Here is a 26015-nt window from a genome sequence, read left to right on the forward strand (position 1 = left end):
CCGGGAAGTCTAGCGGAATTATCAAAAATTCTCCATGTACCTGATTGACCAGCGGTTATCTCATCTCTATACTTCGCCGCCATTGAGCCCTGATGGCGGAATTGGTAGACGCGGCGGATTCAAAATCCGTTTTCGAAAGGAGTGGGAGTTCGAGTCTCCCTCGGGGCACCAAAATTAAGAAAGGTCTTGCTTAGCAAGGCCTTTTTTTTCGCCCATCAAAAAGTGATCCACCCCGCCGCTCTCTGTAGCAGCTGCCGAAGGCTGCGATCGTTTTTGACCTTGTCCGGCCTTCTCCGTCGTGCGCCGACAGAACATTTCACAAGGATTCCCCCCATGGAATTGCACCTGGAAACCGTCGCCCTCTTCTCCCTCAAACTGGCTTATGAGTCGGAAGGTCAGAGCCCGATTTTGCGGGATGATTTGGTGATGGGTGATTACCAGCGGGATGTGTTTGAGCTGCTGGTGCGGCGGGGGGATGTTGAGGGGATTCAGGTGAAGGTGGGTGAGTGTGTGGGGTTGGCGCTGGAGGCTGTTGGGGGTGTGGATAAGCCGTTGGGGCGGGAGTTGAATAGGTTGACGGCTGATTTCAGTAGTGCGCAGACGATAGAGCAATTGGGCATACCACTGCTCGCGATCAAGGATTATTTGAACGATATTTTGTGAGGAAGGGGCTTGGGGACCTATCAACTATCCAAGATCGGAAAAATCAGCCCGCATTTCCGCAAAAACAGATGATGAAGCTGAACCCAATTTCAGAGCTCTGCGTAGGTCTTTTCGAAATTATCTAAAGCTTGGTCGACCTTGTATCGAAGCATCAAAGACGCAGAAAGTTTCACCATCGCCTCGAAAAGCATATGCCCTGCTGGAACCTCACATTGGCCAACGCATCGACCGGAAAAATCACCAGGCTCATACGCATAGACGGTATAAAAAACACCACGAGGCTCTCGGTACAACCCTGCAATGATATGCGTAACCGAAGCATCCCCGTCACTGGTCTCAGGCAGCGAAAACTCCAATACATCATCAAACGGAATGAACATCGCAGAAGCAGACATTACAAAAAGACTCGCGACATCCAACGACTCTTCTACTGATTGAAGATCAGGAGCTTTGTATTCGTGCTCAAGAATATTCCTCATGTTAACTACTTTGCGCAAAAGGCTTGGTGCCAAAAGGCCGAGTGCATGCAATCGCTCTATTTTCTTCGGTACATTCCATTTGAGTGATGGATAACCAAAAGAAATCAGCAACTGATCAAGCTGACAGACAATCGCCCGCTTGGCATTGGTCGTCGCGTTAACAAGTGCAGACAGACCGCCCCTTTCAAAATCGTCTTCTGCCAAGTTTAAGAACTCGACAGGCGAAGTTTTTAGCTCCGTCATCGTGAAACTTCCGCCACCTAAATTCACCGCACATTTGCTCATATCGAATTCATGAGCTAGGCAAAACTCTTTGATTTGCATACTTCGACCAGACTGATTGGCAATCCAAAGGACTGCGAAAAAAAGTTTAGCAGTTACATTTACGAATGGCCTTACGCCGTTGGAGCAAGGCGCTTACTTCAAGCCGGCAATACAAACCTTGCTTCAAGCCTATGCAACAATTCAAACGTATTCAGAAAGGAAACATTCAGCTCCTTACAAATATTGGGAATGATGAATTTTCGTTTAGCGTCGAGATTCAGCACCTCATGAGTAACGACTGTACCTCCTGTAGTCATCGCTTTCGCAATTAACCAAGGATCAGCGCCCGCTAAGAATTCTTCCATAGCGCCTGTTTTCATCTTGGGCGCTTGATCAGCCACAAGCCCCACAACTTGCGCGAATGCAAGTTGCGTATCAGGATCGGTGGTGGAGTGAAAGAAATCAGGATTATCCTTCGCCCAACCCGCAAGATCATCATTCCCTTTTGTTAGCTCATCCATCACAGGTGCAATGCTGGCTAAGGCCAATGCTTTATTTTTAAGTAATAACCATTGCCAAAATCCAGGGCAGATAGCCATCCCGTAGTAACGGTTCTTCGCTTCGATCAGCGTGTTAGCGTCGAGTAGATGATTCATTCCGTGATCTTGCTGGCGAGAGTCCTTAATTTGGAAGGTTGCACACCGAGCAAGTGTCCCGCCTCGCGCAGCAGCATCCGGCCACTCATTGCTTCAGTCAGCACTGCCTTGCTTAGGCGGGGGCTGTTTTTCGCGGTGGCGTTGCGGTAATAGTCACCCGCTCCACCTTTTTCATCCTGGAAAGCCTTGAGGATCATTCGATAGTAAGCGCTGTAATGAGCTTGGCTTATATATCCAAGATCCAATGCGCGGCGACCGATGGCTAATTTACTGATGTGAAACCTAGTGGCCAGCGGAGCTAAATTGTCTTCCCAGTTAACATCTACGTTCCACATGGCGCGGAATTGGGCTTCGGGGGCCAGAAATTCGCCTGCAACGGCATTACAGAATCGTTCTTCGTCTCGACCGTTGGCGGTGTTTCCGTCAGACACTCCGCTGCTGCCAATCCAGATATGGGCTAGTTCGTGAAGCAAAGTGAAGAGCCGGGCGGTGGGTGCGTCGGAACTATTGACGAATACAACGGGGGCGTAGGCGTTGGTGATGGCGAAACCCCGAAACTCGCTGACTTCAAGTTTGCGATGGGTATTTCCTAGCGCAATGCCACTGCGCATCACCAAAATGCCGGCCGCTTCTGCAGCCTCGATCAAGGCCCGGCTGTATTTGTCGTAATCCAATCGAGCAGCGCCAGGGGCCACGCCGAGGACCCGGCGGATATCGTCCACCACCTCTGCGACTGGAGATCGGCTACTGAAGCGACCGACAAATGCCAGCGGCTGATGCTCGTGCTGTTGCAAATAGTCCAGATACCAATCCTGCTTGCGTATGGAGTCTCTGACGGTGTCCAGCAGTTCCAGACTGGGACGTTGAGGCGCGATCCCACCGACGGTCCGCAGATCAGGCAAAGGCAATTGTTCGACGGGCGGCTGCTGTAGAAACAGGAATCCGAAAGGGATGTGAGCGACACTCGCCCACTTTTGAGCCTGAAGGAATGTTGGTTTGGTCTCGCCGGCTTCCCACTCCTCTACTCGATCAGGTTTCACTGGCAGCTTTTTAGCAACCTGTTCAGTGGAGAGACCTGCGCGCTCACGAGACCATGTGAGCAGGCTTGGATTGACGAAGGCGGTTTGGCTCATAGGGTCGCAGGTAAATCAGATGTGGCAGGCAACCGTTCGAGGGCATGCTTGGCGGATGCATTCGATTGACACTGGTTCCAGCTATCTGGCATTGCCTTACTCCTTGGCTATTGAATATCTGGTAACCGCATCTACAGATTAGTAGAGAAGCGGAGCTACTGACGGTAGAAGCGGGCGAGTATGAGGTAAATCCGCAACCACCCGAAGCGCAAATATGTAACCCGCGGACAGATGGTATTGACCTGTTTCAACCCGTTTCATTACCCACGTCCGACTCGCCCCAAAGGTTGCAGGAACTAGATCTCCACGATACCCTCCCACCGTCGCTGCCAATTCAGCGACCGGGTGTGGTAACCCGAGTTATTCAAGGCGCAATAGCGCCCCAATCACGTCATCAGGCGCTTTTTTTATGCCTGCGGCGTGAGTCATGGCGGCTGTGCGTGGGACGCCCTCGGGCGTGCCGGTTTCCTTGATACCCGGTTTACCACCCTGCGCACAGCTGTCACCCATTCGTGTGGTAACGAACGTGGCAGCTCCTCATATCAAGGAGTTGGATAATGCGCAGTATCAATCCGTTTGAAATTTGGCTTTTCCCTCAACGCAATTCCCAATCGCGTAACACCCTCCCCCATTGCCTCTCCACCCTCGGAGGTGGCCAATGACTGAACAACCTGAACTCAAAACCATCGGCCTGACGCCGGCCATCTACTGCGCGGATCAAGCGCTGTTTCATGTCACTCGTGATGTTCCGCTCGGGGATGCGTTGGCGATGGCTTCTGACTTTCTGTTTCTGGCCAAGGCGCTGAGTAAGGATGCGGCTTATGCCAGGGATACGGATTATCACGCCTGGGCTGCGCATTATCTGACTTCGATGAGTAAGGCGTTGGTGGATGATGCGGTGAAGGTGCTGACGCGGGATCGGGTTAATGAGTTGGCGTCTAAGCGGGCGGGGGCTAAGGCTGAAGCTTAGTGGTTGAGGCCTGTGGGGTGTGGGTGGCTTGCGAGGGTGGCAGCCGATTCGGCTTTTGTGTTGGCTGTGCTGGCGCTTTCGCGGGCAAGCCCGCTCCCACAGGGATTGCGGTGCACCTTCGGTATTGATGTTGGCTGGGCTGGCGCTATCGCGAGCAGGCTCGCTCCTACAGGGGTTGTGGGTTGGGGTCGCAGCGGCATACGTCAATGAATCTGCTTCGTAGAATTGCCCACGATTCTGATGCTTCTTCTCCCCTGTAATGCTTGCTATACATCCCCCATCGACAGGCCCTCAGGGCATTAGGCCAGTGTGTGAACGCCCCGTGCACCACTCATCTAGACTTAATGGATAGTCGTAGGCAGAACCGAGCACGTCGCTTTGGTGCGGTTCGATCAATGGCGGCGTGGCAAGCTGCCCTTTATGCCCAGTAGAGGTGCGGCGAAGACCGTGCCGGGCACAACAAGATGCCCGCACAGGGTGCCCTGGCCAACGGCCTGAATTGCCACGATACCGTGACGTGGTGTGAGTGCCGCAGCCGACACTTTCGGACGACCGACAACCACATGGTTTGTCCGTGACCGTGAGGATTGCTGAATGCCTGATGAGATGTTGCACCTGCCTGTGGTCAACAGTCTGCTGGAGCGCCACAAGGGCTCTGCGGGTGCGCTGTTGCCCATTCTTCATGATATTCAGGAACGCATCGGTTATGTCCCCGATGTCGCCGTCCCCGAGATTGCCCATGCCCTCAACCTGAGCCAGGCCGAGGTTCGTGGGGTGATCAGTTTTTACCATGACTTCCGTACTGCGCCGCCCGCGCGGCATATCCTGCGGCTGTGCCGGGCCGAGTCCTGCAAGAGTCGCGGTGCCGAGCAGTTGGCCGCGCAGTTGCGCGAACGCCTGCAACTGGACGACCACGGCAGCAGTGCCGATGGCAGCATCAGTTTGCGGCCGGTGTATTGCCTTGGTGCCTGTGCCTGTTCGCCCGCTCTGGAGCTGGATGGTCGAGTGCATGCGCGGCTCAGCGCCGAGCGTCTGGATGCATTGCTCGACGCTTGTCGGGAGGACGCGTGATGCCGACTCTTTATCTGCCCTGTGATTCGCTGGCCTGTGCCGTGGGTGCCGACGAGGTCTCCACGGCTCTGATCACTCAGGCCAAGGAACGCAATCTGCCACTGGAGTTGCAGCGCACCAGTTCGCGCGGGCTGTATTGGCTGGAGCCGCTGCTGGAGGTGGACAGCTCGCAAGGTCGTATTGGCTTCGGGCCGCTGACAGCCGCCGATGTGCCGTCCGTGCTCGATGCGCTGCAAGGCGAGCCGTCCACTCATCCGCTGGCCTTGGGCCTGGTGGAAGAATTGCCGTATCTGAAGACTCAACAACGCCTGCTGTTCGCCCGCGCCGGCATTACCCGGCCGCTGTCGCTGGATGATTACCGAGCCCACGGCGGTTTCGAAGGTTTGAACAGGGCCGTCACCCTTGGCGGCGAGCAGACCGCGACTGCGGTGTTCGATTCCGGCCTGCGTGGTCGTGGCGGTGCGGCCTTCCCCGCCGGGATCAAATGGCGCACGGTGCGTGCGACCGAGGCGGCGCAAAAGTACATCGTGTGCAACGCCGACGAAGGCGACTCCGGCACTTTTGCCGACCGCATGCTGATGGAAGGCGACCCCTTCCTGCTGATCGAAGGCATGGCCATTGCCGGCATTACCGTTGGCGCCACCTTCGGCTACATCTATGTGCGCTCGGAATATCCGGATGCCGTGGCCACGCTGCGTGCAGCGTTGAACATCGCCCGAGATGCCGGTTACCTGGGCGCCAATGTCGGCGGCAGTGGCCTGGCCTTCGATATGGAAGTGCGTGTCGGTGCCGGCGCGTACATCTGCGGTGAAGAAACCGCGTTGCTGGACTCCCTCGAAGGCAAGCGCGGGATCGTCCGCGCCAAGCCGCCGATTCCTGCCTTGAAGGGGCTGTTCGGTCAGCCGACGCTGGTGCACAACGTGCTGACCCTGGCCTCGGTGCCACTGATTCTGGCCAAGGGTGCGCAGTTCTATCGTGATTACGGCATGGGCCGCTCGCTGGGCACCATGCCCTTCCAGCTGGCGGGCAATGTGCGTCATGGCGGTCTTGTGGAGCGTGCCTTTGGCCTGACGCTGCGCGAGCTGGTGGAAGACTACGGCGGCGGGACCGCCAGTGGCCGGCCGCTGAAGGCCGCGCAGGTGGGTGGCCCCCTCGGCGCCTGGGTGCCGCCGTCGCAATTCGACACGCCGCTGGATTACGAGGCCTTCACCGCCATCGGCGCGATGCTCGGTCACGGTGGTGTGGTGGTGGCTGACGACACGCTGGACATGGCCCATATGGCGCGCTTCGCGATGGAGTTCTGCGCCGAGGAATCCTGTGGCAAATGCACGCCGTGCCGTATCGGCTCGACCCGGGGCGTCGAGGTGATCGATCGCCTGCTGGCCGCGCCTGACCAGAGCGGTCGCGATGAGCAGGTGATCATCCTCAAGGACCTGTGCGACACCCTGCAATACGGTTCGCTGTGCGCGTTGGGCGGCATGGTTTCCTTCCCGGTCGCCAGCGCCCTCAAGCACTTCCCCGCCGACTTCGGCTTGCAGCCCTCGGAGGCCGAGCAATGATTACTCTCTTCGACCCGAAAACCGACATCGACCTCGGAACGCCGGCCCGCGACAGCCAGGTGCAAGTCACCGTGAACATCGACGGCCGCAGCATCAGCGTTCCCGAAGGCACTTCGGTGATGCGCGCCGCTGCGCTGCTGGGCACCACCATTCCCAAACTCTGTGCCACCGACAGCCTGGAAGCCTTCGGTTCCTGCCGCATGTGCCTGGTGGAGATCGATGGCATGCGCGGTTATCCGGCGTCCTGCACCACGCCGGTCAGCGAAGGAATGACCGTACACACCCAGACGCCCAAGCTCGCGACGCTGCGGCGCAACGTCATGGAGTTGTACATTTCCGATCACCCGCTGGACTGCCTGACCTGCTCGGCCAACGGCAACTGCGAGCTGCAAACCGTGGCCGGTCAGGTCGGCCTGCGGGAGGTGCGTTACGGCTATGAAGGCGACAACCATCTGGCCGACGTGAAGGACACGTCCAACCCCTACTTCGACTACGACCCGAGCAAGTGCATCGTCTGCAACCGCTGCGTGCGCGCTTGCGAAGAAACCCAGGGCACCTTTGCCCTGACCATTACCGGACGCGGTTTCGAATCTCGCGTGGCCGCTGCCGGTGGCGAGAATTTCCTCGAATCGGAATGCGTGTCCTGCGGCGCCTGCGTGCAAGCCTGCCCGACCGCGACGCTGATGGAAAAAAACGTGGTCGAACTGGGTCAACCGGAACGCAGCGTGATCACCACTTGCGCCTACTGCGGCGTGGGCTGCTCGTTCCGCGCCGAGATGAAAGGCGACCAGCTGGTGCGCATGGTTCCGGACAAGAACGGCCAGGCCAACCACGGCCACTCCTGCGTCAAGGGGCGCTTTGCCTGGGGCTACGCCACCCACCCGGATCGCATCACCAAACCGATGATCCGCAAGCACATCAACGATCCGTGGCAGGAAGTCAGCTGGGATGAAGCGGTGACCTACGCTGCCAGTGAGTTCCGTCGGTTGCAGCAGAAATATGGCCGCGACTCCATTGGTGGCATCACCTCCAGCCGCTGCACCAATGAAGAAACCTATCTGGTGCAAAAACTGGTACGCGCCGCGTTCGGCAACAACAACGTCGACACCTGTGCGCGGGTCTGCCACTCGCCGACCGGCTATGGCTTGAAGCAAACCCTCGGCGAATCTGCGGGCACCCAGAGTTTCGATTCGGTGATGCAGGCCGACGTGATCCTGGTGATAGGCGCCAACCCCAGCGATGCCCACCCGGTGTTCGCCTCCCAGCTCAAACGTCGCCTGCGTGAAGGCGCGCGGCTGATCGTCATCGACCCACGACGCATTGATCTGGTGGATACGGTGCACGCTCGCGCCGAACTGCACCTGGCCCTGCGCCCTGGCACCAACGTCGCCATGCTCAACGCCTTGGCCCACGTTATCGTCACCGAAGGCCTTCTCAACCAAGCCTTCATCGACGCCCGTTGTGAAGGCAGCGATTTCGCCCGCTGGAGTGAGTTCGTCAGCCGCGCGGAAAACTCGCCGGAAGTCCTTGGCGCCATCTGTGGTGTCGCCGCTGCCGACATCCGGGCCGCCGCTCGTCTGTATGCCACTGGCGGCAATGCCGCGATCTATTACGGCCTGGGCGTCACCGAGCACAGCCAGGGCAGCACCGCGGTGATGGGCATCGCCAACCTGGCCATGGCCACTGGCAACATCGGCCGCGAAGGCGTGGGCGTGAACCCGCTGCGTGGACAGAACAACGTGCAGGGTTCCTGCGACATGGGCTCCTTCCCCCATGAGCTGCCGGGTTACCGACACATCTCCAACGAGGTCGTTCGCGCAGAATTCGAACAGGCCTGGAATGTCACCCTGCAACCCGACCCGGGCCTGCGCATTCCCAACATGTTCGAGGCAGCCTTGAGCGGCAGCTTCAAGGGTTTGTATTGCCAAGGTGAAGACATCGCGCAGAGCGACCCGAATACCCAACACGTCACCGCAGCCCTGTCCGCGATGGAATGCATCGTGGTGCAGGACATTTTCCTCAACGAAACCGCCAAGTTCGCCCACGTGTTCCTGCCGGGCAGTTCGTTCCTGGAAAAAGACGGTACCTTCACCAATGCCGAGCGGCGTATATCCAGGGTGCGCAAGGTCATGGAGCCGCTGGGCGGCAAGGCCGACTGGGAAGGCACCGTGGCCCTGGCCAACGCCTTGGGTTACCCGATGAACTACCGGCACCCGTCAGAAATCATGGATGAAATTGCCAGCCTGACGCCGACCTTCACCAACGTCAGCTACAACGAACTGGATCGCCACGGCAGCCTGCAATGGCCGTGCAATGCCGAGGCACCGGACGGCACGCCAACCATGCACATCGAGGAGTTCGTGCGCGGCAAAGGGCGCTTCATGCTCACCGGCTACGTGCCTACCGAGGAAAAGGTCAACAGTCGCTATCCGCTGCTGCTGACCACCGGGCGCATCCTCAGCCAGTACAACGTCGGCGCCCAGACCCGGCGTACCGACAACGTCGCCTGGCACGACGAAGACCGCCTGGAAATCCACCCGAGCGACGCCGAGAGCCGTGGCATCAACGAAGGTGACTGGGTTGGCATCGGCAGCCGCGCCGGCCAGACCGTACTGCGTGCGCGGGTCACCGAACGGGTCGCCCCGGGCGTGGTGTACACCACTTTCCACTTCCCGGAATCGGGGGCCAACGTGATCACCACCGACAACTCCGACTGGGCCACCAACTGTCCGGAGTACAAGGTCACCGCCGTGGAAGTCAGCCGTGTCTATCACCCTTCCGAGTGGCAAAAACGCTATCAGGAATTCAGTGACGAACAGCATCGTCTGCTCAACGAACGCCGTCAGGCGAAAGCGGAGGCACGCCGATGAGTACTGAGAACCTGATCAAGATGGCCAACCAGATCGCCCAGTACTTCACCAGCGAACCGGACCAGCAACAGGCCGTGCTCGGCGTGCGCAATCATCTGCAGATGTACTGGACGCCCGGCATGCGCAAGGAGTTGCTGGCCTGGCAGACGGAGCATCAGGGGGCAGACTTGCACCCGCTGGCGCAGGCGGCGGTGAGTGGGGCGGGCTGGGAGGCTTAGTCTGAAGGATGAATAACTGTGGGAGCGGGCTTGCTCGCGAAGGCGTCAGTCCAGGCGACATTGATGTTGAATGTACTGGCCCCTTCGCGAGCAAGCCCGCTCCCACAGGAGAGTGAATGTTGGTTGCCCCTACTCCTTGCCCTTCGCTGCCGCCGTCACAGTCACTTCAATCGCCCGGACACTGATCGCCGCAAACGTCGCGGTCATCAGCACCCCATTGAAACCCAGCAAGATCGCCAGCACTCGTGACACGCCCAGTTTGGGCACCAGTTCTCCGTAGCCGATGGTCAAGCCAGTCACGAAGGCGAAGTAGACGCCGTCATACGGGCTCCACCCTTCCAGGTAGGCGATGATGAGGCCGAACGCAATGATCACTAGCAGCAATACCGAGAAGATCGGCCACACCACTTTGAAGTAGAACCAGACGGCCTTGTAGAACTCGTGACGGACGCTTGATGCACGGGTGAGGTTCATGTCGTGGGCTTCCTGGGGTTTGACTGATGCACGGCGGTTCAACACCCCGTTCAGCTTGGCACAAGCGCTGAAAACTGCGACCAACGGGGTGTTATCTCTGGCGAGGACTATGACAAAGATGACGCCCCGCAAACTATCCAGAAACCGCCCACTGTTGGATTCCTTGTAGGAGCGAGCTTGCTCGCGATGGTCGTTAACGATTACGTGTATTTCCTGATTAAACGCAGCGCTCTCTAGTCCATCGCGAGCAAGCTCGCTCCTACAACAACAGTGCCAGGTTTATCCCTCAGTTCGCTTCGCTTTCGCGGATCAGTTTTTTGTTGATCTTGCCGACGCTGGTCTTGGGGATTTCGGCGACGAATTTGAACTGCTTGGGGATCGCCCATTTGTTGATGCGGCCGCCGTCGACGAAGGCTTGCAGGTGCGTCTCGAGGATCTTGCGATCCAGGTATTGCCCCGGCTCGCTGACGACCATGGCCATGGGTCGTTCGCCCCACTGTTCATCGACAATGCCCACGACAGCGACGGACATGACGCCCGGGTGCTCGCTGATCAGGCTTTCCAGTTCCAGGGAGCTGATCCACTCGCCGCCGGTCTTGATCACGTCCTTGATGCGGTCCTTGATTTCCACGCCGCCCTGTTTGTCGATTGAGGCCATGTCGCCGGTGTGCAGCCAGCCGTTGAGCCACAACTCCGCGCCTTTGTCCGGGGCGTTCAGATAGCCCTGGGTCAGCCACGGCGCGCGCACCACGATCTCGCCCAGGGACTCGCCGTCATGGGCCACGTCATTGCCCTCGGCGTCGATGATTTTCAGGTCGACCATCGGCACCGGCGTGCCGGTCTTGATGCGGATCGGCAGTTGGGCTTCGGCGGATAGCTGAAGGTCCTCGTCGCGCAGGTAGGTCAGGCACAGCAACGGGCAGGTTTCCGACATGCCGTAGCCGGCGTGCACCACCATGCCTTTGGCGCTGGCTTCACTGGCGATGCCAAGCGTCAGTGCGCTGCCGCCGAGGAGCATTTTCCAGCCGTCGAAACGGGTCGCCTTGCCCTCCTCGCAGTTGAGGATCATCTGCAGGATGGTCGGCACGCAATGGGAGAACGTCACCTTCTCTTCGCGGTACAGCCGGACCAGGCTGTTGGGCTCGTAGCGGCCGGGGTAGACCTGCTTGATGCCCATCAGGGTCGCGACATAAGGCACGCCCCACGCATGCACATGGAACATCGGCGTGATTGGCATGTACACATCGTCGGAGCGCAGCAGCGGCTGGCCCTGATAGACGCCCAGGGTGCCGACGGCATTCAGGGTGTGCAGCACCAGTTGCCGATGGCTGAAGTACACGCCTTTCGGGTCACCGGTGGTGCCGGTGGTGTAGAACAGCGTGGCGACCGAGTTCTCGTCGAAATCCGGGAAGTCGTACTGGTCCGGGGCCAGCGACAGCAACTGCTCGTACTCACCGAGCACTGGCAGTGACGTCTTGGTCGCCTCGTCATCGGTGAGTTGCAGGTAGCCTTTGACGGTTTCCAGCCGTCCGTGGATCTGCTCGACCAGGGGCAGGAAATCGTCATGCACCAGCACCAGGTCATCCTCGGCGTGGTTCATGGTGAACAGCACCTGCTCCGGTGACAGGCGAATGTTCACCGTGTGCAGCACCGCGCCGATCATCGGCACGGCGAAGAAGCATTCCAGGTAGCGATGGCTGTCCCAGTCGAGCAGCGCAACGGTGTCACCGGCCTTGACCCCGGCCGCCGTCAGCGCATTGGCCAGGCGGCGAATGCGCTGGTTCAGCGTCTGGTAGCTGTAGCGCAGTTTGTCGGCGTAGACGATTTCCCGGCCCGGCTCGTAGCGCACGCCGGACAGCAGTAATTGCTTGATCAGCAAGGGATAGGCATAAGCGCCGTCGGCGGGCGGGATTATTTTTGTATTCAGCATGGTTGGAGTTCCTTGTCCTTCGATCAGAACTGATCGGCTTGCAGCTCGTAGAGGCAATCACTGCCGGCCTTGGCCGATGCGCTCAACGAGTGGATACGCGGCAGCAACCGGGCAAAGTAGAAACGCGCGGTCGCCAGTTTGCTGGTGTAGAAGTCGTCTTCGGCATCACCGCTCATGACGGCCTTGGCCATGCGCGCCCACATGTAGGCGTATGCGGTGTAGCCAAACACGTGCAGGTACTCGACCGAGGCCGCACCGATTTCGTTCGGGTTGCTCTGGGCCCGATCCAGCAACCACGCGGTCAGCTCGTCGAGGGTGTCCACGGCGGCGTTCAACGGCTTGGTGAACTCGCCGAGGTCAGCGCAGGCATTGGCGGTAAAGTTGCGGATTTCCGAGGCGAACAAACGGTAAAGCGCCCCGCCGCTGCCGACGATCTTGCGCCCGGCCAGGTCCAGGGACTGGATGCCGTTGGTGCCTTCGTAGATCTGCGTGATGCGCACATCGCGCACCAGTTGCTCCTGGCCCCACTCGCGGATGTAGCCGTGGCCGCCGAAGATCATCTGACCGTGCAAGGTGGTTTCCAGCCCCATGTCGGTGAGGAACGCCTTGGCCACCGGGGTCAGCAGCGATACCAATTCCTGGGCCCGGGTGCGGGCTGTGACGTCTTCGCTGTACTTGGCGATGTCCAGTTGCAGGGCCACGTAGCTGGAGAACGCACGGCCACCTTCGTTCAAGGCTTTCATGGTCAATAGCATGCGGCGCACGTCCGGGTGCACGATGATCGGGTCGGCGGCTTTGTCCTTGTTCTGCGCGCCGGTCGGTGCGCGGCTTTGCAGACGGTCGCGGGCGTACGCGACGGCGTTCTGGTAGGAACGCTCGCCCTGGGCCAGACCCTGGATGCCCACGCCCAGACGCTCGTAGTTCATCATGGTGAACATGGCCGCCAGGCCTTTGTTCGGTGCGTCGACGATCCAGCCGGTGGCGCCATCGAAGTTCATCACGCAAGTAGCGGATGCCTTGATGCCCATCTTGTGTTCGATGGAGCCGCAGGACAGCGCGTTGTTTTCGCCCAGCGAACCGTCGGCGTTGACCAGCACTTTGGGTACCAAAAATAGCGAAATGCCCTTCGGCCCCGCCGGTGCATCCGGCAGACGTGCGAGTACCAGATGGATGATGTTCTCGGTCAGGTCGTGATCGCCGCCGGTGATGAAAATCTTGCTGCCACTGACCTTGTAACTGCCGTCGGCCTGGGGTTCGGCCTTGGTGCGAATCAGGCCCAGGTCGGTGCCGGCGTGGGCTTCGGTCAGGCACATCGAACCGGTCCAGGTGCCGGCGTACATGTTCGGCAGATAGCGTTGCTTGAGCTCTTCGCTGGCGTGAGCCTTGATTGACAGGCAGGCGCCGGCGGTCAGCATCGGGTACAGGCCGAACGACAGGCTGGCCGAGTTGACCATCTCTTCGACCTGCGCCGAAATCGCCTTGGGCATGCCCATGCCACCGTACTGCGGATCACCGCCGACACCGACCCAGCCGCCCTCGGCGAAGGCTTGATACGCCTCGGCAAAACCGTCCGGCGCGGTGACCGAACCATTGCTCCAGGTGCAGCCCTGTTCGTCGGTGGCGCGGTTCAAGGGTGCGATGACTTCGCCGCTGATCTTGCCGGCCTCTTCGAGGATGGCGGCGGCGGTTTCTTCATCGATCACGTCGGCCAGGCCGGGCAAACTGGCCCAGAGCCGGGACACCTGGAAAACCTCGTTGAGTACGAAGCGCATGTCGCGCAGGGGAGCTTTGTATTCAGACATCTTGGCTTACTCGGAAGTGGTCAGGGCATGGGGCATGCCCGGACGTTCAGTGGATTCAGTGTTCTCGGCTGCGGTAACAGAACCCGGCTGAGGAGCCCGTTCGCGCAGCAGGAAATACGACAGGGCCGGAATCAGGATCAGCGCGCCGAGCATGTTCCACAGGAACATGAACGTCAGCAGGATGCCCATGTCGGCCTGGAACTTGATCGGCGACCAGACCCAGCACACCACGCCGGCGGCGAGGGTGATGCCCACCAGCCCGACCACTCTGCCGGTAAACGAGACGGCGTTGCGGTAGGCCTGGGACAACGGCAGGCCCTGGCGCTGGAAGTGCAGTTGCACGCTGAGCAGGTACAGGGCGTAGTCCACGCCGATGCCGACGCCGAGGGCGATCACTGGCAGGGTCGCGACTTTCACGCCGATACCCATGGCCACCATCAAGGCTTCGCAGAGGATTGAGGTCAGCACCAGCGGCAACAGCGCCACCAGCGTGGCCCGCCAGCTGCGGAAGGTGATCAGGCAGAACAGCGTCACCGCCGCGTACACATACAGCAGCATGGTGTGATTGGCCTCGCGGACCACGATGTTGGTCGCTGCCTCGATACCGGCAGTGCCGGCCGCGAGCAGGAACTGGCGATCCCCGGTGCTGTTTTCCCTAGCGAACTTGTCAGCAATCGCCACTACGGCGTCCAGGGTTTCGGCCTTGTGGTCCTTGAGGAAGGTAATCACCGGCATCAGCGAGCATTCGGTGTTGAACAGCTCCGGCGAGTTGACCGAGGCTTGCTGCCCGGCGTAGTTGAGCACGTCCTGATTGCGCTGGATGCTGTTGAGCTTCGGGTTGCCTTCATAGGTGCCGGCGGTGATCTGCCGTACCGCGTTGACCAAGGACGCGGTGGCTTGGACGCCCGGATACTGTTGCAGCTCCCAGGCCAAACGGTCGGCGAGTACCAGAGTCTTGTAGTTCAGGCAGCCTTCCGGGGCGGTCTTGATCATCACCGCGAACAGGTCGCTGGACAGCGCGTAATGCTGGGTGATGTAGGCGTTGTCGCGGTTGTAGCGCGAGTCGGCACGCAACTCCGGCGCACCGCTTTCCAGGTCACCAATCTTCAGGTTGAGGCTGACCACGTAGCCGCCAATACCCATCAACACCGCGACCAGCACGGCACCGGTGGCCCACTTGGCGGTGGTGAAGCGATCGAGCGCGTCCCACAACCGGCCGAAGCCTTTGTGCTTTTCGGCACGGGTGTCGATTTTCAGCGCGCGCTCAGCGGCCTTGGCGCCAACGCCGACATAGGACAGCGCCACCGGCATCAGCAACAGCGAGGTGAAAATCAGCACGGCGACGCCGATGCTGGCAGTGATCGCCAGGTCCTGGATCACCGGGATGTCGATCAGCATCAGCACCGCAAAACCCACCGCATCGGCCAGCAACGCGGTAACGCCGGCAATGAACAGTCGGCGGAAGGTGTAGCGCGCGGCGATCAGTTTGTGGGTGCCACGGGCGATGTCCTGCATGATGCCATTCATCTTCTGTGCCGCATGGGACACGCCGATGGCGAAGATCAAAAACGGCACCAGCACCGAGTACGGATCGATGGCGTAACCGAGCCAGGCGACGATGCCCAGTTGCCAGACCACTGCGATCAGCGAGCAGCCGACCACCAGCAAGGTGCTGCGCACGCAACGGGTATAGGCGTAGATGATGGCCAGCGAAGTGACCACCGCCAGACCGAAAAACATCATCACCTGAATCAGACCGTCGATCAGATCGCCCATGAGTTTGGCGAAGCCGATCACCCGCACCTTGTAATGGCCGGAGCCCTCTACCCCGGATTTACGCGCTGCGCTGTCGCCGGCGTATTCGATCTTGTCGCGCAACTGCTCTTCGAGCATCTGCGAGAACGCGTGGTAGTTGATGCGCTGGCCACCGGCGGCGGCTTTGTCCAGCAGCGGCACGATCAGCATGGTCGACTTGAAGTCGCTGGCCACCAGACTGCCGACAATGCCGGCGCGGGAAATGTTCTGGCGCAGCTGTTCGATCTGTTCAGGCTGCCCTGAATAGGTGTCGGGCATCACCGGGCCACCCTGGAAACCGTCCTCGGTGACTTCGGTCCAGCGCACCGCCGGGCTCCACAGCGACTTCATCCAGGCGCGGTCGACACCTTCGGTGAGGAACAACTGGTCGTTGACCTGCTTGAGTACGTCGAGGTATTCGGGGTCGAAAATATCGCCCTGGGTGTTCTCCACCACCACCCGCACCGAGTTGCCCAACCCGCGCAGGGAAGCGCGGTTTTCCAGGAAGTTCTGGATGTACGGCTGGCTCTGCGGAATCATTTTTTCGAAGCTGGGGCGCAGCTCCAGGCGAGTCACCGCCATGTAGCCCAACACCACGGTGGCCAGCGCCATCAACAGCATGAACAGCGGGCGGAAGTTGAACACCAGCCGTTCGAGAAGGTTGCCGGAACGCTGGTCGAAATCACGCACATCGCGGATCACCGGCATGGCGTCTTGTTTGATATTGCCCATGTCTGGGTTCTCGCTCTTAGGGTTCGAGGGCTGGGTCGGTGGACAACGTCCGGGCACCACGACTGCCCGCCAGCACCAGCGCACCGTCGGCGGACTGGGTGGCGCCGGCAACCGGTGTCGGTGCCGGCTGCTGCAGCAGATGCAGCTGCGCGCCCGTCCCTTGGCTGACCAGCATCTGCCCGCCCTGGGTGAACAAGCGGTAGTTGCCACGGGCATCGATCAGGCCCGCGGTGATGCTGACGTGCAGGCCGGTGTCCAGTGCGGTCCAGCTCTGGCCGCCGTCGGTGCTGCGCAGCACGTTGCCGCGCAGTCCGTAGACCAGCACTTCGCCGGGCTTGCCGAGCACGCCGAAGAAGCTGCCTTGATAAGGCGTCGACACGGCGGCGAAACGCCGGGCGCTGTCATCCCACTTGAGCAACAGGCCTTGCTCGCCGGCGATGTACAACGCGTCGCCGGTGGCGGCGATTGCGTTGAGGTGCAAGCTCTGCGGGTTGTCGGTGCGATCCTGGAACGGGGTCCAGCTCTGGCCACCGTCGTCGGTGCGCAGGATCAGGTTGAACACGCCGACCACATAGCCGGTTTTGTCGTTGGCGAACCAGACGTCAAGCAGCGGTTTGTCCGCGCCTTGATCCAGTAGCCTTTGGCCCTCGGTAGCCAGCAGCGGCCATTGCTCGTTGCCCGGCTCGGCCTTGGCCAGTGCCGAGTAATGCTTGATCAGCAATTCGCCGATCTGGCGACCGTCGAGTTGCTTCTTCCAGGTCGCGCCGGCGTCGCTGCTGTGCAGCACCACGCCGTCATTGCCCACCGCCCAGCCCTGGGTAGTGGTCGGAAAATTCACCGCGGTGAGATCGGCACTGACCGGCACGGCGGCCTGCTGCCAATGCTTGCCCGCATCATCGGAAAACAGAATATGGCCACGCTGGCCGACGGTAATCACGCGCCCGCCAGCGCGGGCCATGCCGGACAACGGGCTGTTGATCGCCAAGGTACTGACCCTGGCGGGCAGGTCCAGTACATCGACGTATTCGGCCGCGTGGGTGACGCCCTGCGACAGGCCGAGCACAACGCCGAACGCCAAACGCAAAATATTATTTTTATACGAACACATGCTGCGTCCTCTTCGGAAAACCGCGTCGAGGCACACTTGCGTGTACCAGACGTTCAAACCTCGCGCCGTGCAGGTCATGTGGGAGCGAGCTTGCTCGCGATGGACGTTAACGATTACGCGTGCTGTCTGGATGCCCGCGTCGCCTTCAGGTCCATCGCGAGCAAGCTCGCTCCTACAATGCGGTTGGCTTAGCGAATGCCGGCGCCTGCCAGGGATTCCGACGACCACTGCGCCTTGGAGAGCGGGTCGATGTACTTGATGCCGCCGTAAGGGCCGACTACGCCGTTGATGTTGTACGAACCACCGACCAGGTCGTAGATCATGAAGGGCGTCGAATCCGGCACCTGCTTGTCATAGCTCTGGCTCAGGAAGGCGAAGGAGCCGCGATAGAGCTGGCCACGGGCGTCATATTGATCCGAGGCCAGAGCGGTCCAGCTGTCTTCGTCGAGGTAGAAGCGACGCTTGGCGTAGATGTGACGCGCACCGGCCTTGAGGTTGCCTTCGACGACCCAGACGCGGTGTTTTTCCCAGCGCACGAAATCCGGCGCGAGGTGGTTGGCGGTGGTCAGTGACTTCGGATCCTGGACGTAGGTCAGCTTGTAGGTGTTGTAGGGCACGATCATTTCCTGCTTGCCCACCAGCTTCCAGTCGTAACGGTCCAGCGCGCCGTTGAACACGAACACGTCGTCGTAGGTACCCGCACCCGCGGTGCCAGGGTTAGGCGTGTCGTAGGCCAGGTTCGGTGCCAGTTTCACCCGACGCTGACCCGGCAGGTATTGCCAGGCGCGACGCGGCTGCTGCAACGGGTTGGCGGCGTCCTTGAGCATCACCGCCTCGCCGGCCCGGCGCGCAGGGCCGGTGTAGGACAGCTTCATCTGGTAGTACACGTCGGCGCTGCTGATCGGCTGCGTGAGGTTTTCGTAGATCGGGTAGGAAATGAACGCCTGCCCGGTGGTGGCCAGGCTCGGCACACCGGCGGAGTCGACGTTCCAGGAGTCGTACTTGGAGCTGATGCTCACACCCTGATAACGCAGCAGGAAGTTCCACATCGCTTCGTTGCCCGATTGTGGAATCGGGAACGGTACGCCCGGCAAGACGTTGTCGATGGCCAGGCCACCTTCAAGGGACTTGGCACCGCTGGCGTTCTTCACGCCGTTATCCAGAATGGCCTGGGGCAGCGAAACGGTACGGTGAGTCGGGAACACGTCGACATGAAAAGTCGGGAAACGCTTGGCCAGTTCTACCGTGGTCGCCGTGAGCAGGCCCTTGTATTGGTCGACGTTCTTGCCGTCGATCACCAGCAGCGGCTTTTCGCTGGCAAACGGATCCGGGCGCATGCTGTCACCGGATTTGAAGCTGGTCGGCGGCGTCGTCAAGCCACCGTTGTAGGCAGGGATGGAACCATCAGCGTTCCCGGCTTTTTCAGCGCCCACCATGGTCAGGCTGGTGCCTAGCTTGGCAGCTTCCTGGGTTGAAACAGCGGCCTGTGCCTGGGCGGCAAGGACCAAGGCCAGCGAAGCGGCCAACACGGTTTGTGCGAATTTCATCTTGTTATTCTCCTGCTTGCATTGAGCAAATCAGTGGTGAATCAAAAGGTTGTTTTCATCGTCAGGTACACGGCGCCACGATCCTCAGTCGTGGCACCACCTCCGGAGAAGGACGAATAGCCACCGGCGAAACAGGCGTAGTTTTCGTTGCCGCTAAAGGCGTTCGGAGTGGAGCCGTCACCGCCGTTCGGGCCGGTACTCACACCGCTGACGTTGCACTTTTCGGTCTTGCCGAAAGAGTCCACGTACTTCAGGTCGACAAAGTATTTGTTGTACACAACGGCACCGACGCCCAAGGCATAGTTGCCGGTGTCCTTGGCCCCGCCACCGGAGACCGGTGACACACCGGCGAGCCCCACGTTGACCGACATCGGCGCGTTGAGGTCGACACCGGGGAACACCTGGTACCAGGTCGGTGTGAAGTTGACCGCGATGCCCCAGTTGTCCCGGGTCGGTGCGTCGATGCCGCGATAGCTGTCCTTGCCCTTGTAGAGCGCTTCGTTCTTGCTATCGAGCTTGAGCAGGTTGCTGTAGTACAGCTCGGCCAGCACCGTTGCCTGATCGAACACCGGCGTTTTCGGCAGGGTCATCAGACCGTTGAGCGTCCAGTGCAAGGTATCGCCTGTGGCGCTCATGCTGTCGCCGCGGCTCGGGGTGTCGTAGATCACGCCCGTGGCATCCGTGCGCGCCGGCAACAGGCCGAGGCCCTTGCCCAGGCCCAGCGGGCTGGTAGTGCTGACAATCGCCGGGATACTGGCCAGCGGCATGTTGTGACGGATGTTCAGGTCCGAGCCGACGCTGACCCCGCCCACGTCCTTGGACAGGCTCAGGCCAAAGATCTTGATGTTGTCGGCATACGCCAGTTGATAGGTGGCGGTGTCCAGCGAGTTGAGGGTGTTGACCACCGCCGGCACTTGCCCTGCCGGCCGGGTGCCGTTGGGGTTGGCCGAGGTAATGCCCCTGGCATCCAGCCAGGCTTGCGGCAGGATTTCCGAAGTCTCGCGGTAGTAGACGCCGAGGGTGCCATCCAGCCAGGCTGGCGACCACTTGGCCATCACGCCCCAATCGCCGCTGCTGCCCGGTGTCAGGTCATGCCCGCGACGCACGTTGGTCAACGCGTTGCACGGCGCCAGGCCACAACCCAGCGGGCTGCCAGGCACCTTGGCGTTGGTGTTGCCGAGCAGGAACGACTGCGCACCATAGCCGATCAGATCCGAACCACCGTAGTAAGTACCGGCTTCGGGCAGGCGCGCGGCGTCCCAATCGAGGAAGTACTGGGCGCCCACGGTCAATTCCGGATTGACGGTGAACGTCATCGACAGTTGATTGCGCGGGACGAACAGTTCCTTGGCTTCGGTGCCCGGCGACGCGGCAAGCTTGGCCAGGTCGAGGCCGGACTGGCCGTAACTGACCGAGTGCACCGGGTTGAGAATGGTCTCGCCCCAGAACACGTTGTGCTGACCGGCCTTGGCGCTGAACATCGACTCCTCGCCCACTTCGGTGCTGTAGAACACGAAGGCATCGAGGATTTCGCCCGAAGGACCGCTGTAGTAGCGCTGGGCATAGTTGCTCAGGTGCGGGCTGCCATTGCCGACGTTGTCATGGGTGACCGCTGCCAGGCGCGGGTCGTTGGCGATCAGGCCCGACGTCGATCCATTGCCGTTGACGAACGGGTTGGAGTTGGAACCGGTGTTGTCGTAGGCCTTGTCGTACCAGCTGGCGGCGCTGACGCGAAAGCCCATGGCGTTCTTGTAGACCACATCCATTTCGGTCAACAGGTCGATACGGTTGGTAATGTTGGTGCCGGCCTTGCGGAAGTTGTAGTCGCCGTCGTTGTTGTTCGGCGTTCCCAACATGCGTTTGTCAGCGCTTTCGGTGCGCACGCCGTAGTTGTACTTCACGGTGTTATCCAGGCGCGCGGTCCAGTCCGGGTTGCCCAAATCGAGCTCGACCCCATGGGCCGCCGGCGCAATGACGGCCAGAATGGCCGAGGCCAACAAGGTGTAGCGCGCTACGGTGAAGCCGTGACTCTTATTGTTGTGCATTGCGTTGTCTCCGCCTTTTTGTATTTGTTTTAAGCGCAGCCGCCCTCACGCAAACATAGATGGGTTTGCGTTTAAGGAAAGAGGGCAAATGCCGGTTGGCGTACTGCCAGTCCAGCTCCTTGTACTAGCGGTCCAGCTCCAGGATGAGTTCTTCGGCTTGCTGCCAATGGCCAAATCCTGCGGCCGGATTGAGGTGGCCGACATCGCCCAGATTGAGCAATTCGGCGCCCCAGCCTTCTGCCATGCGGGTGACCGCAGGCAGCGTGGCAAGGTGATCGTTGGTGCTGCCGGCCACGATGCTGCGAAACGGCAGTGGGCCTTGGGGCAGAGGATTCCAGCCCTGGCTACGCAGGGTTTCGGAAGAAGGATAGTTGGGCGGCCAGACCGCATCGAGGTCCGGTGGCGCGGCCAGCAAAGCGCCCTTGATCGGACGGCTGTAATGCGCCGCCCAATGCGCGACCATCAGCACGCCGGCACTGTGGGCCACCAGAATCACCGGCCCGTCAATTTGCTCGAGTTCGTGCTGGATTGCCCGGACACGGGCCATGCAGTCGAGTTTGTCGGTTTCCAGTGGCGGGACGCTGCGCACTTTGCCCAGCCTGTCTTGCAGCAACGTTTGCCAATGTTCGGCCACGTGCTCGCGCAGACCCGGGACGATCAGAACGGTGGCGGCAGTTTGCAATTTGTCCACGTCAACACCTTCGCTTTCTCGATAACTCGACTGGCTGTTTGCGCCAGGGGCTTTTTGTAGTGTCGACATTAAAGAGCGCCCACCCGAAGCGCTTTACATTGGACGTCAGGCACTTTTCTTTTGATGACAAATTGTCGGACAGCAGGACACTGCGACCGCTGGTCGAAAAACCCCGCAGGTTGGCGCAGGGTCACTGTAATCAACGGATCAGGGACGATTGCTTCAAACAACACCGTTGATTCGCGACCGGACAACATGAAAACCATCAACGACATGACAACTGTTCAACTGTTGATACGCTGGATATAGTCGCCACGCTCACGCCAATCGCCATCGGCACAGGGAAGCCCCTCGCATGACCAAGCTTGTTCGCGCCGCCGTCTTGACCAACTACCTGGAGGTCACCCAGTACCTGGGTTTCAACCCGCGCGATGTCATGGCAGCCGTCGGTCTGAGCAAAGCCCAATTGCAGGCCCCTGAACACCGCATCCCCATCGATGCCGCCGTACGCCTGCTGGAAGACTCCGCCACCGCCAGCGGCTGCCAGACCTTCGGCCTGAGCATGGCCGAGTCGCGCCAGCTCTCGGACTTCGGCGTGGTCAGCCTGCTGCTCAGCCACCAGCGCACCCTGCGCGATGCCTTGCAGGTCGTGGTGGATTACCGGCACCTGATGAATGATTCGCTGGCCATCTTCATTGAAGAGGCCGGCAAGATGGTGATCATTCGCGAAGAGGTGGTCACCGAAACGCCCATGCCCAGCCGCCAGGCCACGGAACTGGCCATCGGTGTGATGTTCCGGCTGTGCTCGGCCCTGCTCGGCTCGCACTGGCACCCCTACAGCGTCAACTTCATGCACCAGCCACCGGACAACCTGCACCTGCATCGTCGGCTGTTCGGCTGCAACCTGGAGTTCGGCAGCGAATTCAACGGCATCGTCTGCCCGGACGTCAGCCTCGACATGACCAACCCCAACGCAGACCCGGCCATGGCCCGCTACGCCCAGAGCTACCTCGACTCGCTGCAGAACCACGAAGGGAACTCAATGCTGTTCGAGGTGCGCAAGGCCATCTACCTGCTGCTGCCCATGGGGCGCGCCACCATCGAACAGGTCGCCCAGAGCCAGGGCATGAACGTACGCACCCTGCAACGCCGTCTCAAGGACGACGGCTGCGCCTTCAACGACGTGATCAACGACGTGCGTCGAGATCTGGTGCTGCGTTACCTGGACAACCCGAATTACTCGCTGAGTCGCATTGCCGACATGCTCGGGTATTCGATGGCGAGTTCGTTTACGCGGTGGTTCATCAACCAGTTCGGCATGCCACCGGCTTCATGGCGCAGCACGCAGAAACAAGGTGGAGCAAAACCCCACTCTGACGCCAAAGAATCCTGAGCGCCTCGAACCCTGGATTAAAGGGTGGTCACGCAGGCAGTCCAGGTCGCCACGGGGCTGTGCTCTACACGTCCCATCTCCCCACCCTCGTTGCTTGAAGGCTTTTCTGACAGCCCCAGACCTCAATCTTCCCAGACCGATCCCACAAGCAAATAGGCTGCAACTGGCAGCGTCCCCCCTTCCTCGACACGCACGCTTACCCCTAAAAATCGATCACCTGATTTGGCGCCCAGGGAGGGGCATTTCGCTGAAAGGAATGCACTCATGGAACAAGATCTTGAGGGGTACCACTGCGCGGTCTGCCGCGACCAGGCCAAGGCTCGCGCCCGACAGCCCAAGCACTGGGATGCGGCAGAGGAGCAACGCAAATACGCGGAAATGCTGGCCCGACAACGGGCGCGCGAAGAGCAGGCCAACCAGGCGTGGGAAGAAAAAAAGGCCCGGGAAGAAGCGGCACGCGTAAAGGTCACCCTGCGCATCGGCGTGTTTTTCGACGGCACCGGCAACAACCCGTTCAATGTCGAGATGGGGCGCAAATGCGGGGCTCATCATCCGGTGTCGGAGGACGATCTGGATGGCAGTTGCAAGCCGTATATGCGGGACCCTGAGAGCAGTTATGGGGGGGAAGTGACGAATGTTAAGCGGTTGCATGAGTTGTATCGAGAGGACAAAAACGTTGAGCTGATCACATCGAACAAAATCGTATTCGACAAGGTTTATATCGAGGGTATTGGCACAATGACAAACGAGCAAGATCGCTTGCTGGGCATGGCGTTTGGTCGCGGTGAAACTGGCATCGAGGCTCGAGTGTTTCAGGCATTCCGTCAAGTCAAACTAAGGTTGCGCGGTTTTCACGATGACTACCCGGACCTGCAGATCAGTTCCCTGATCTTCGATGTCTTCGGCTTCAGCCGTGGCGCGGCTGCCGCCCGCCACTTCGCCTACTTGTGCATGGTCGGCATCAACAGCCCGCTCGTAGATACGTTGTACCTGCCGGATCGCCTGTTCGCCCGCGGCTTCAGCAAGATGTTCGGTGAAGGGGTCAAGACCGGGTTTATCGGTCTGTTCGACACCGTCGCTTCCGTGGGTGGCCTGAGTAACCTGGGGTATGTGCGCAGCCCGGCAGCTCCCGGGGTCAAGTTGCATTTGGCGCCGCGCTTCTTTCCCCAAGTATTGCAACTGGTGGCCCGGGACGAATACCGCGCCAACTTCGCCCTCAATCGGGTCGGCCCGGACCATCCGGAAATCAACCTGCCGGGAGCCCACTCGGACATCGGCGGGGGTTACCGGGATGACGTCGAAGAGTGCGTGCTACTCAGCCCCCTGCAAGCCCTGGACGTGGGCGAGCTCACCGAGGTCAAAACCACCTCGATCTACCGCGAGGCCGAGCAGGAACGGGAAAAATGGCACGCCAAGGGTTGGCCACTGGAAATGCTGGAGCTGGTGACTCCAGAGCCGGTAATGCTACCGCCCGCCCCGAGAGAACGGGCAGCGCCAAAACAGAAGCGGGTGTTTGTCGGTTTGCAGCTACGGCGCAAGGTCAGTGCCGGACTGGCGCTGGTGTACTTGCGGGTGATGTATGAAGCCGCCAAAAAGCACGGGGTGGAGTTTGAAGATATTCAGCAACGTGCTGCATTCGCACCACCTGCTGAGCTTCAGCCACTGTGCGAACGATTTATCGCGGGTGACTACAGCCTGACCACTGCCGAAGAGCAACTGCTGAAGCTCCGTTACATCCACCAGTCGGCGCACTGGAACCCGACCTTTCTCTCCGGACCTCGCAGCACCCGATTCGAGCTGGCTTATGCCCATGTCCCCACGGCGGATGCCGTACGGGTGCACCACCCTCATGTTCCGGAATGGAGGCTGTCACCATGAAAAACCTCATTGCACTACTGGCCACGTTGGCGATAAGCGCGTGCCAGCCCGTCGATCCGTTGTCGGCCAAAAATGATTACAGAACGCCCTGGTGGTACATCGGCTTTACCGAGCCTGCTTACATGACTGTTTGGGTGGAAACGACTGCGGTTGTCGATATACAGGATCGACTTATCCCCGCAGGGGCCTCAGGCGCAGCGGCGCAAACGCCAGACGGTGAATACACCAAGGAAATCGCTCGCGGATGGGATGGCATTGGCGGCTCTAGCATGCCGGTGGTGGGCGCCGACCTGCCAAAACGCCTCTTTGTGCGCTGGCAATCGATTGTCGAACGCCAGACCTACGCCGGCTGGATCGATATCTCCGAATCGACCCGCGACATCATGCGCAACTCGACGGCCCGGCGTTGCCACAAGTACCCGCAGCATAGCGCTAACTCGAGTGCGCAACTGAATCTGGGACTGGCGCCGGGCGGCATCATTCAGGTTTGGGTTCGGGACGAGTGCTCGCACGCCCACAAAGTCGACCGCGGGCAAGTCGGCATCGAACCCTTGGGGCCCGACCAAGGCAAGTACAACGGCTTCTACGGCAAGATCAAAGACTCCTCCCAACGCTACATCGAGCGCTTCGGCATTCCCTATGGCAGTTGGTAATCATGAGCCTTGGTTTTCGCCCATGTCCCCACGGCGGACACCGTACGGGTGCACCACCCTCATGCTCCGGAATGGAGGCTGTCAC

20 protein-coding genes and 1 tRNA gene are annotated in these 26015 nt (G+C 60.2%); 10 read left to right on the forward strand and 11 right to left on the reverse strand.

Annotation, left to right across the window (positions count from 1 at the left end; all coding sequences use genetic code 11):
- The first annotated feature begins 86 nt into the window (after positions 1-86).
- Positions 87-171, forward strand: a tRNA-Leu gene (locus ABIA48_RS09885).
- Between the two features lie 162 nt (positions 172-333).
- Positions 334-663: a hypothetical protein gene (locus ABIA48_RS09890; RefSeq protein ID WP_429488288.1), complete on the forward strand. Its 330-nt coding sequence runs from the start codon at positions 334-336 to the stop codon at positions 661-663.
- Positions 664-752: 89 nt separating this feature from the next.
- Here the strand turns inward: ABIA48_RS09890 and ABIA48_RS09895 are convergent, their stop codons facing one another.
- The 3 genes from ABIA48_RS09895 to ABIA48_RS09905 all read right to left on the reverse strand — a co-directional run bounded on the left by ABIA48_RS09895 (position 753) and on the right by ABIA48_RS09905 (position 3195).
- Positions 753-1466, reverse strand: coding sequence for a hypothetical protein (locus ABIA48_RS09895; protein WP_429488289.1), 714 nt, complete (start codon positions 1464-1466; stop codon positions 753-755).
- A 98-nt stretch (positions 1467-1564) separates the two neighbouring features.
- The gene (locus tag ABIA48_RS09900) at positions 1565-2062 is read right to left on the reverse strand and encodes a DUF4411 family protein (RefSeq protein WP_429488291.1); all 498 of its coding nucleotides are present in this window, start codon (positions 2060-2062) and stop codon (positions 1565-1567) included.
- The gene (locus ABIA48_RS09905; RefSeq protein ID WP_429488293.1) at positions 2059-3195 is read right to left on the reverse strand and encodes an ImmA/IrrE family metallo-endopeptidase; all 1137 of its coding nucleotides are present in this window, start codon (positions 3193-3195) and stop codon (positions 2059-2061) included. Before ABIA48_RS09905 ends, ABIA48_RS09900 begins: the two co-directional genes overlap by 4 nt.
- 658 nt (positions 3196-3853) lie before the next feature.
- Between ABIA48_RS09905 and ABIA48_RS09910 the strand changes: the two genes are divergently transcribed.
- From ABIA48_RS09910 to ABIA48_RS09930, 5 genes are all read left to right on the forward strand, one after another.
- A complete protein-coding gene (locus ABIA48_RS09910) occupies positions 3854-4165 on the forward strand; it encodes a DUF3077 domain-containing protein (protein ID WP_429488295.1) in 312 nt (103 codons plus the stop codon).
- Positions 4166-4759: 594 nt separating this feature from the next.
- Positions 4760-5236, forward strand: coding sequence for a formate dehydrogenase subunit gamma (locus tag ABIA48_RS09915; RefSeq protein WP_056855147.1), 477 nt, complete (start codon positions 4760-4762; stop codon positions 5234-5236).
- Positions 5236-6795 (forward strand): formate dehydrogenase beta subunit, encoded by a 1560-nt coding sequence (locus ABIA48_RS09920; protein ID WP_429488297.1) that lies wholly within the window; start codon positions 5236-5238, stop codon positions 6793-6795. The genes ABIA48_RS09915 and ABIA48_RS09920 overlap by 1 nt, the downstream gene beginning before the upstream one ends.
- Positions 6792-9665, forward strand: a complete 2874-nt coding sequence (fdhF, locus tag ABIA48_RS09925; RefSeq protein ID WP_429488299.1) for a formate dehydrogenase subunit alpha — start codon at positions 6792-6794, stop codon at positions 9663-9665. The genes ABIA48_RS09920 and fdhF overlap by 4 nt, the downstream gene beginning before the upstream one ends.
- Positions 9662-9883, forward strand: coding sequence for a formate dehydrogenase subunit delta (locus tag ABIA48_RS09930; protein ID WP_111281100.1), 222 nt, complete (start codon positions 9662-9664; stop codon positions 9881-9883). Before fdhF ends, ABIA48_RS09930 begins: the two co-directional genes overlap by 4 nt.
- Positions 9884-10012: 129 nt before the next feature.
- On the opposite strand, the gene ABIA48_RS09935 is transcribed toward ABIA48_RS09930, so the two are convergent.
- The 8 genes from ABIA48_RS09935 to ABIA48_RS09970 all read right to left on the reverse strand — a co-directional run bounded on the left by ABIA48_RS09935 (position 10013) and on the right by ABIA48_RS09970 (position 22006).
- Positions 10013-10357: a potassium channel family protein gene (locus ABIA48_RS09935; RefSeq protein ID WP_429488302.1), complete on the reverse strand. Its 345-nt coding sequence runs from the start codon at positions 10355-10357 to the stop codon at positions 10013-10015.
- A 286-nt stretch (positions 10358-10643) separates the two neighbouring features.
- On the reverse strand, positions 10644-12287 hold the full coding sequence (locus ABIA48_RS09940) for a fatty acid--CoA ligase (protein ID WP_429488304.1): 1644 nt from the start codon (positions 12285-12287) through the stop codon (positions 10644-10646).
- Between the two features lie 23 nt (positions 12288-12310).
- The gene (locus ABIA48_RS09945; RefSeq protein ID WP_310057195.1) at positions 12311-14089 is read right to left on the reverse strand and encodes an acyl-CoA dehydrogenase C-terminal domain-containing protein; all 1779 of its coding nucleotides are present in this window, start codon (positions 14087-14089) and stop codon (positions 12311-12313) included.
- A 6-nt stretch (positions 14090-14095) separates the two neighbouring features.
- A complete protein-coding gene (locus ABIA48_RS09950) occupies positions 14096-16615 on the reverse strand; it encodes an efflux RND transporter permease subunit (protein WP_429488306.1) in 2520 nt (839 codons plus the stop codon).
- A gap of 16 nt (positions 16616-16631) precedes the next feature.
- The gene (locus tag ABIA48_RS09955) at positions 16632-17723 is read right to left on the reverse strand and encodes a WD40/YVTN/BNR-like repeat-containing protein (protein ID WP_429488308.1); all 1092 of its coding nucleotides are present in this window, start codon (positions 17721-17723) and stop codon (positions 16632-16634) included.
- Positions 17724-17911: 188 nt separating this feature from the next.
- Positions 17912-19270 (reverse strand): DUF1329 domain-containing protein, encoded by a 1359-nt coding sequence (locus ABIA48_RS09960; protein ID WP_429488310.1) that lies wholly within the window; start codon positions 19268-19270, stop codon positions 17912-17914.
- 41 nt (positions 19271-19311) lie between these two features.
- On the reverse strand, positions 19312-21315 hold the full coding sequence (locus tag ABIA48_RS09965; RefSeq protein ID WP_429488312.1) for a DUF1302 domain-containing protein: 2004 nt from the start codon (positions 21313-21315) through the stop codon (positions 19312-19314).
- Positions 21316-21439: 124 nt separating this feature from the next.
- The gene (locus tag ABIA48_RS09970; protein ID WP_429488314.1) at positions 21440-22006 is read right to left on the reverse strand and encodes an RBBP9/YdeN family alpha/beta hydrolase; all 567 of its coding nucleotides are present in this window, start codon (positions 22004-22006) and stop codon (positions 21440-21442) included.
- Between the two features lie 355 nt (positions 22007-22361).
- Between ABIA48_RS09970 and ABIA48_RS09975 the strand changes: the two genes are divergently transcribed.
- The 3 genes from ABIA48_RS09975 to ABIA48_RS09985 all read left to right on the forward strand — a co-directional run bounded on the left by ABIA48_RS09975 (position 22362) and on the right by ABIA48_RS09985 (position 25930).
- Complete coding sequence (locus tag ABIA48_RS09975; protein ID WP_429488315.1) at positions 22362-23399, forward strand: AraC family transcriptional regulator; 1038 nt, start codon at positions 22362-22364, stop codon at positions 23397-23399.
- Between the two features lie 264 nt (positions 23400-23663).
- A complete protein-coding gene (locus ABIA48_RS09980) occupies positions 23664-25277 on the forward strand; it encodes a phospholipase effector Tle1 domain-containing protein (RefSeq protein WP_429488317.1) in 1614 nt (537 codons plus the stop codon).
- Entirely contained in the window at positions 25274-25930 is a 657-nt protein-coding gene (locus ABIA48_RS09985) for a DUF2931 family protein (protein ID WP_429488319.1), read from the forward strand. The genes ABIA48_RS09980 and ABIA48_RS09985 overlap by 4 nt, the downstream gene beginning before the upstream one ends.
- The last annotated feature ends 85 nt before the right edge of the window (positions 25931-26015 follow it).

Source organism: Pseudomonas sp. S30_BP2TU TE3576 (genome assembly GCF_050436025.1).
Lineage (GTDB): Bacteria > Pseudomonadota > Gammaproteobacteria > Pseudomonadales > Pseudomonadaceae > Aquipseudomonas.

Coding starts and splice junctions, on each gene's coding strand:
- ABIA48_RS09950 (WP_429488306.1), bottom strand. CDS start 16,615: ATGGGCAATATCAAACAAGACGCCATGCCGGTGATCCGCGATGTGCGT.
- ABIA48_RS09890 (WP_429488288.1), top strand. CDS start 334: ATGGAATTGCACCTGGAAACCGTCGCCCTCTTCTCCCTCAAACTGGCT.
- ABIA48_RS09930 (WP_111281100.1), top strand. CDS start 9,662: ATGAGTACTGAGAACCTGATCAAGATGGCCAACCAGATCGCCCAGTAC.
- ABIA48_RS09955 (WP_429488308.1), bottom strand. CDS start 17,723: ATGTGTTCGTATAAAAATAATATTTTGCGTTTGGCGTTCGGCGTTGTG.
- ABIA48_RS09915 (WP_056855147.1), top strand. CDS start 4,760: ATGCCTGATGAGATGTTGCACCTGCCTGTGGTCAACAGTCTGCTGGAG.
- ABIA48_RS09910 (WP_429488295.1), top strand. CDS start 3,854: ATGACTGAACAACCTGAACTCAAAACCATCGGCCTGACGCCGGCCATC.
- ABIA48_RS09905 (WP_429488293.1), bottom strand. CDS start 3,195: ATGAGCCAAACCGCCTTCGTCAATCCAAGCCTGCTCACATGGTCTCGT.
- ABIA48_RS09920 (WP_429488297.1), top strand. CDS start 5,236: ATGCCGACTCTTTATCTGCCCTGTGATTCGCTGGCCTGTGCCGTGGGT.
- ABIA48_RS09975 (WP_429488315.1), top strand. CDS start 22,362: ATGACCAAGCTTGTTCGCGCCGCCGTCTTGACCAACTACCTGGAGGTC.
- ABIA48_RS09980 (WP_429488317.1), top strand. CDS start 23,664: ATGGAACAAGATCTTGAGGGGTACCACTGCGCGGTCTGCCGCGACCAG.
- ABIA48_RS09945 (WP_310057195.1), bottom strand. CDS start 14,089: ATGTCTGAATACAAAGCTCCCCTGCGCGACATGCGCTTCGTACTCAAC.
- ABIA48_RS09985 (WP_429488319.1), top strand. CDS start 25,274: ATGAAAAACCTCATTGCACTACTGGCCACGTTGGCGATAAGCGCGTGC.
- ABIA48_RS09965 (WP_429488312.1), bottom strand. CDS start 21,315: ATGCACAACAATAAGAGTCACGGCTTCACCGTAGCGCGCTACACCTTG.
- ABIA48_RS09940 (WP_429488304.1), bottom strand. CDS start 12,287: ATGCTGAATACAAAAATAATCCCGCCCGCCGACGGCGCTTATGCCTAT.
- ABIA48_RS09935 (WP_429488302.1), bottom strand. CDS start 10,357: ATGAACCTCACCCGTGCATCAAGCGTCCGTCACGAGTTCTACAAGGCC.
- fdhF (WP_429488299.1), top strand. CDS start 6,792: ATGATTACTCTCTTCGACCCGAAAACCGACATCGACCTCGGAACGCCG.
- ABIA48_RS09900 (WP_429488291.1), bottom strand. CDS start 2,062: ATGAATCATCTACTCGACGCTAACACGCTGATCGAAGCGAAGAACCGT.
- ABIA48_RS09960 (WP_429488310.1), bottom strand. CDS start 19,270: ATGAAATTCGCACAAACCGTGTTGGCCGCTTCGCTGGCCTTGGTCCTT.
- ABIA48_RS09895 (WP_429488289.1), bottom strand. CDS start 1,466: ATGCAAATCAAAGAGTTTTGCCTAGCTCATGAATTCGATATGAGCAAA.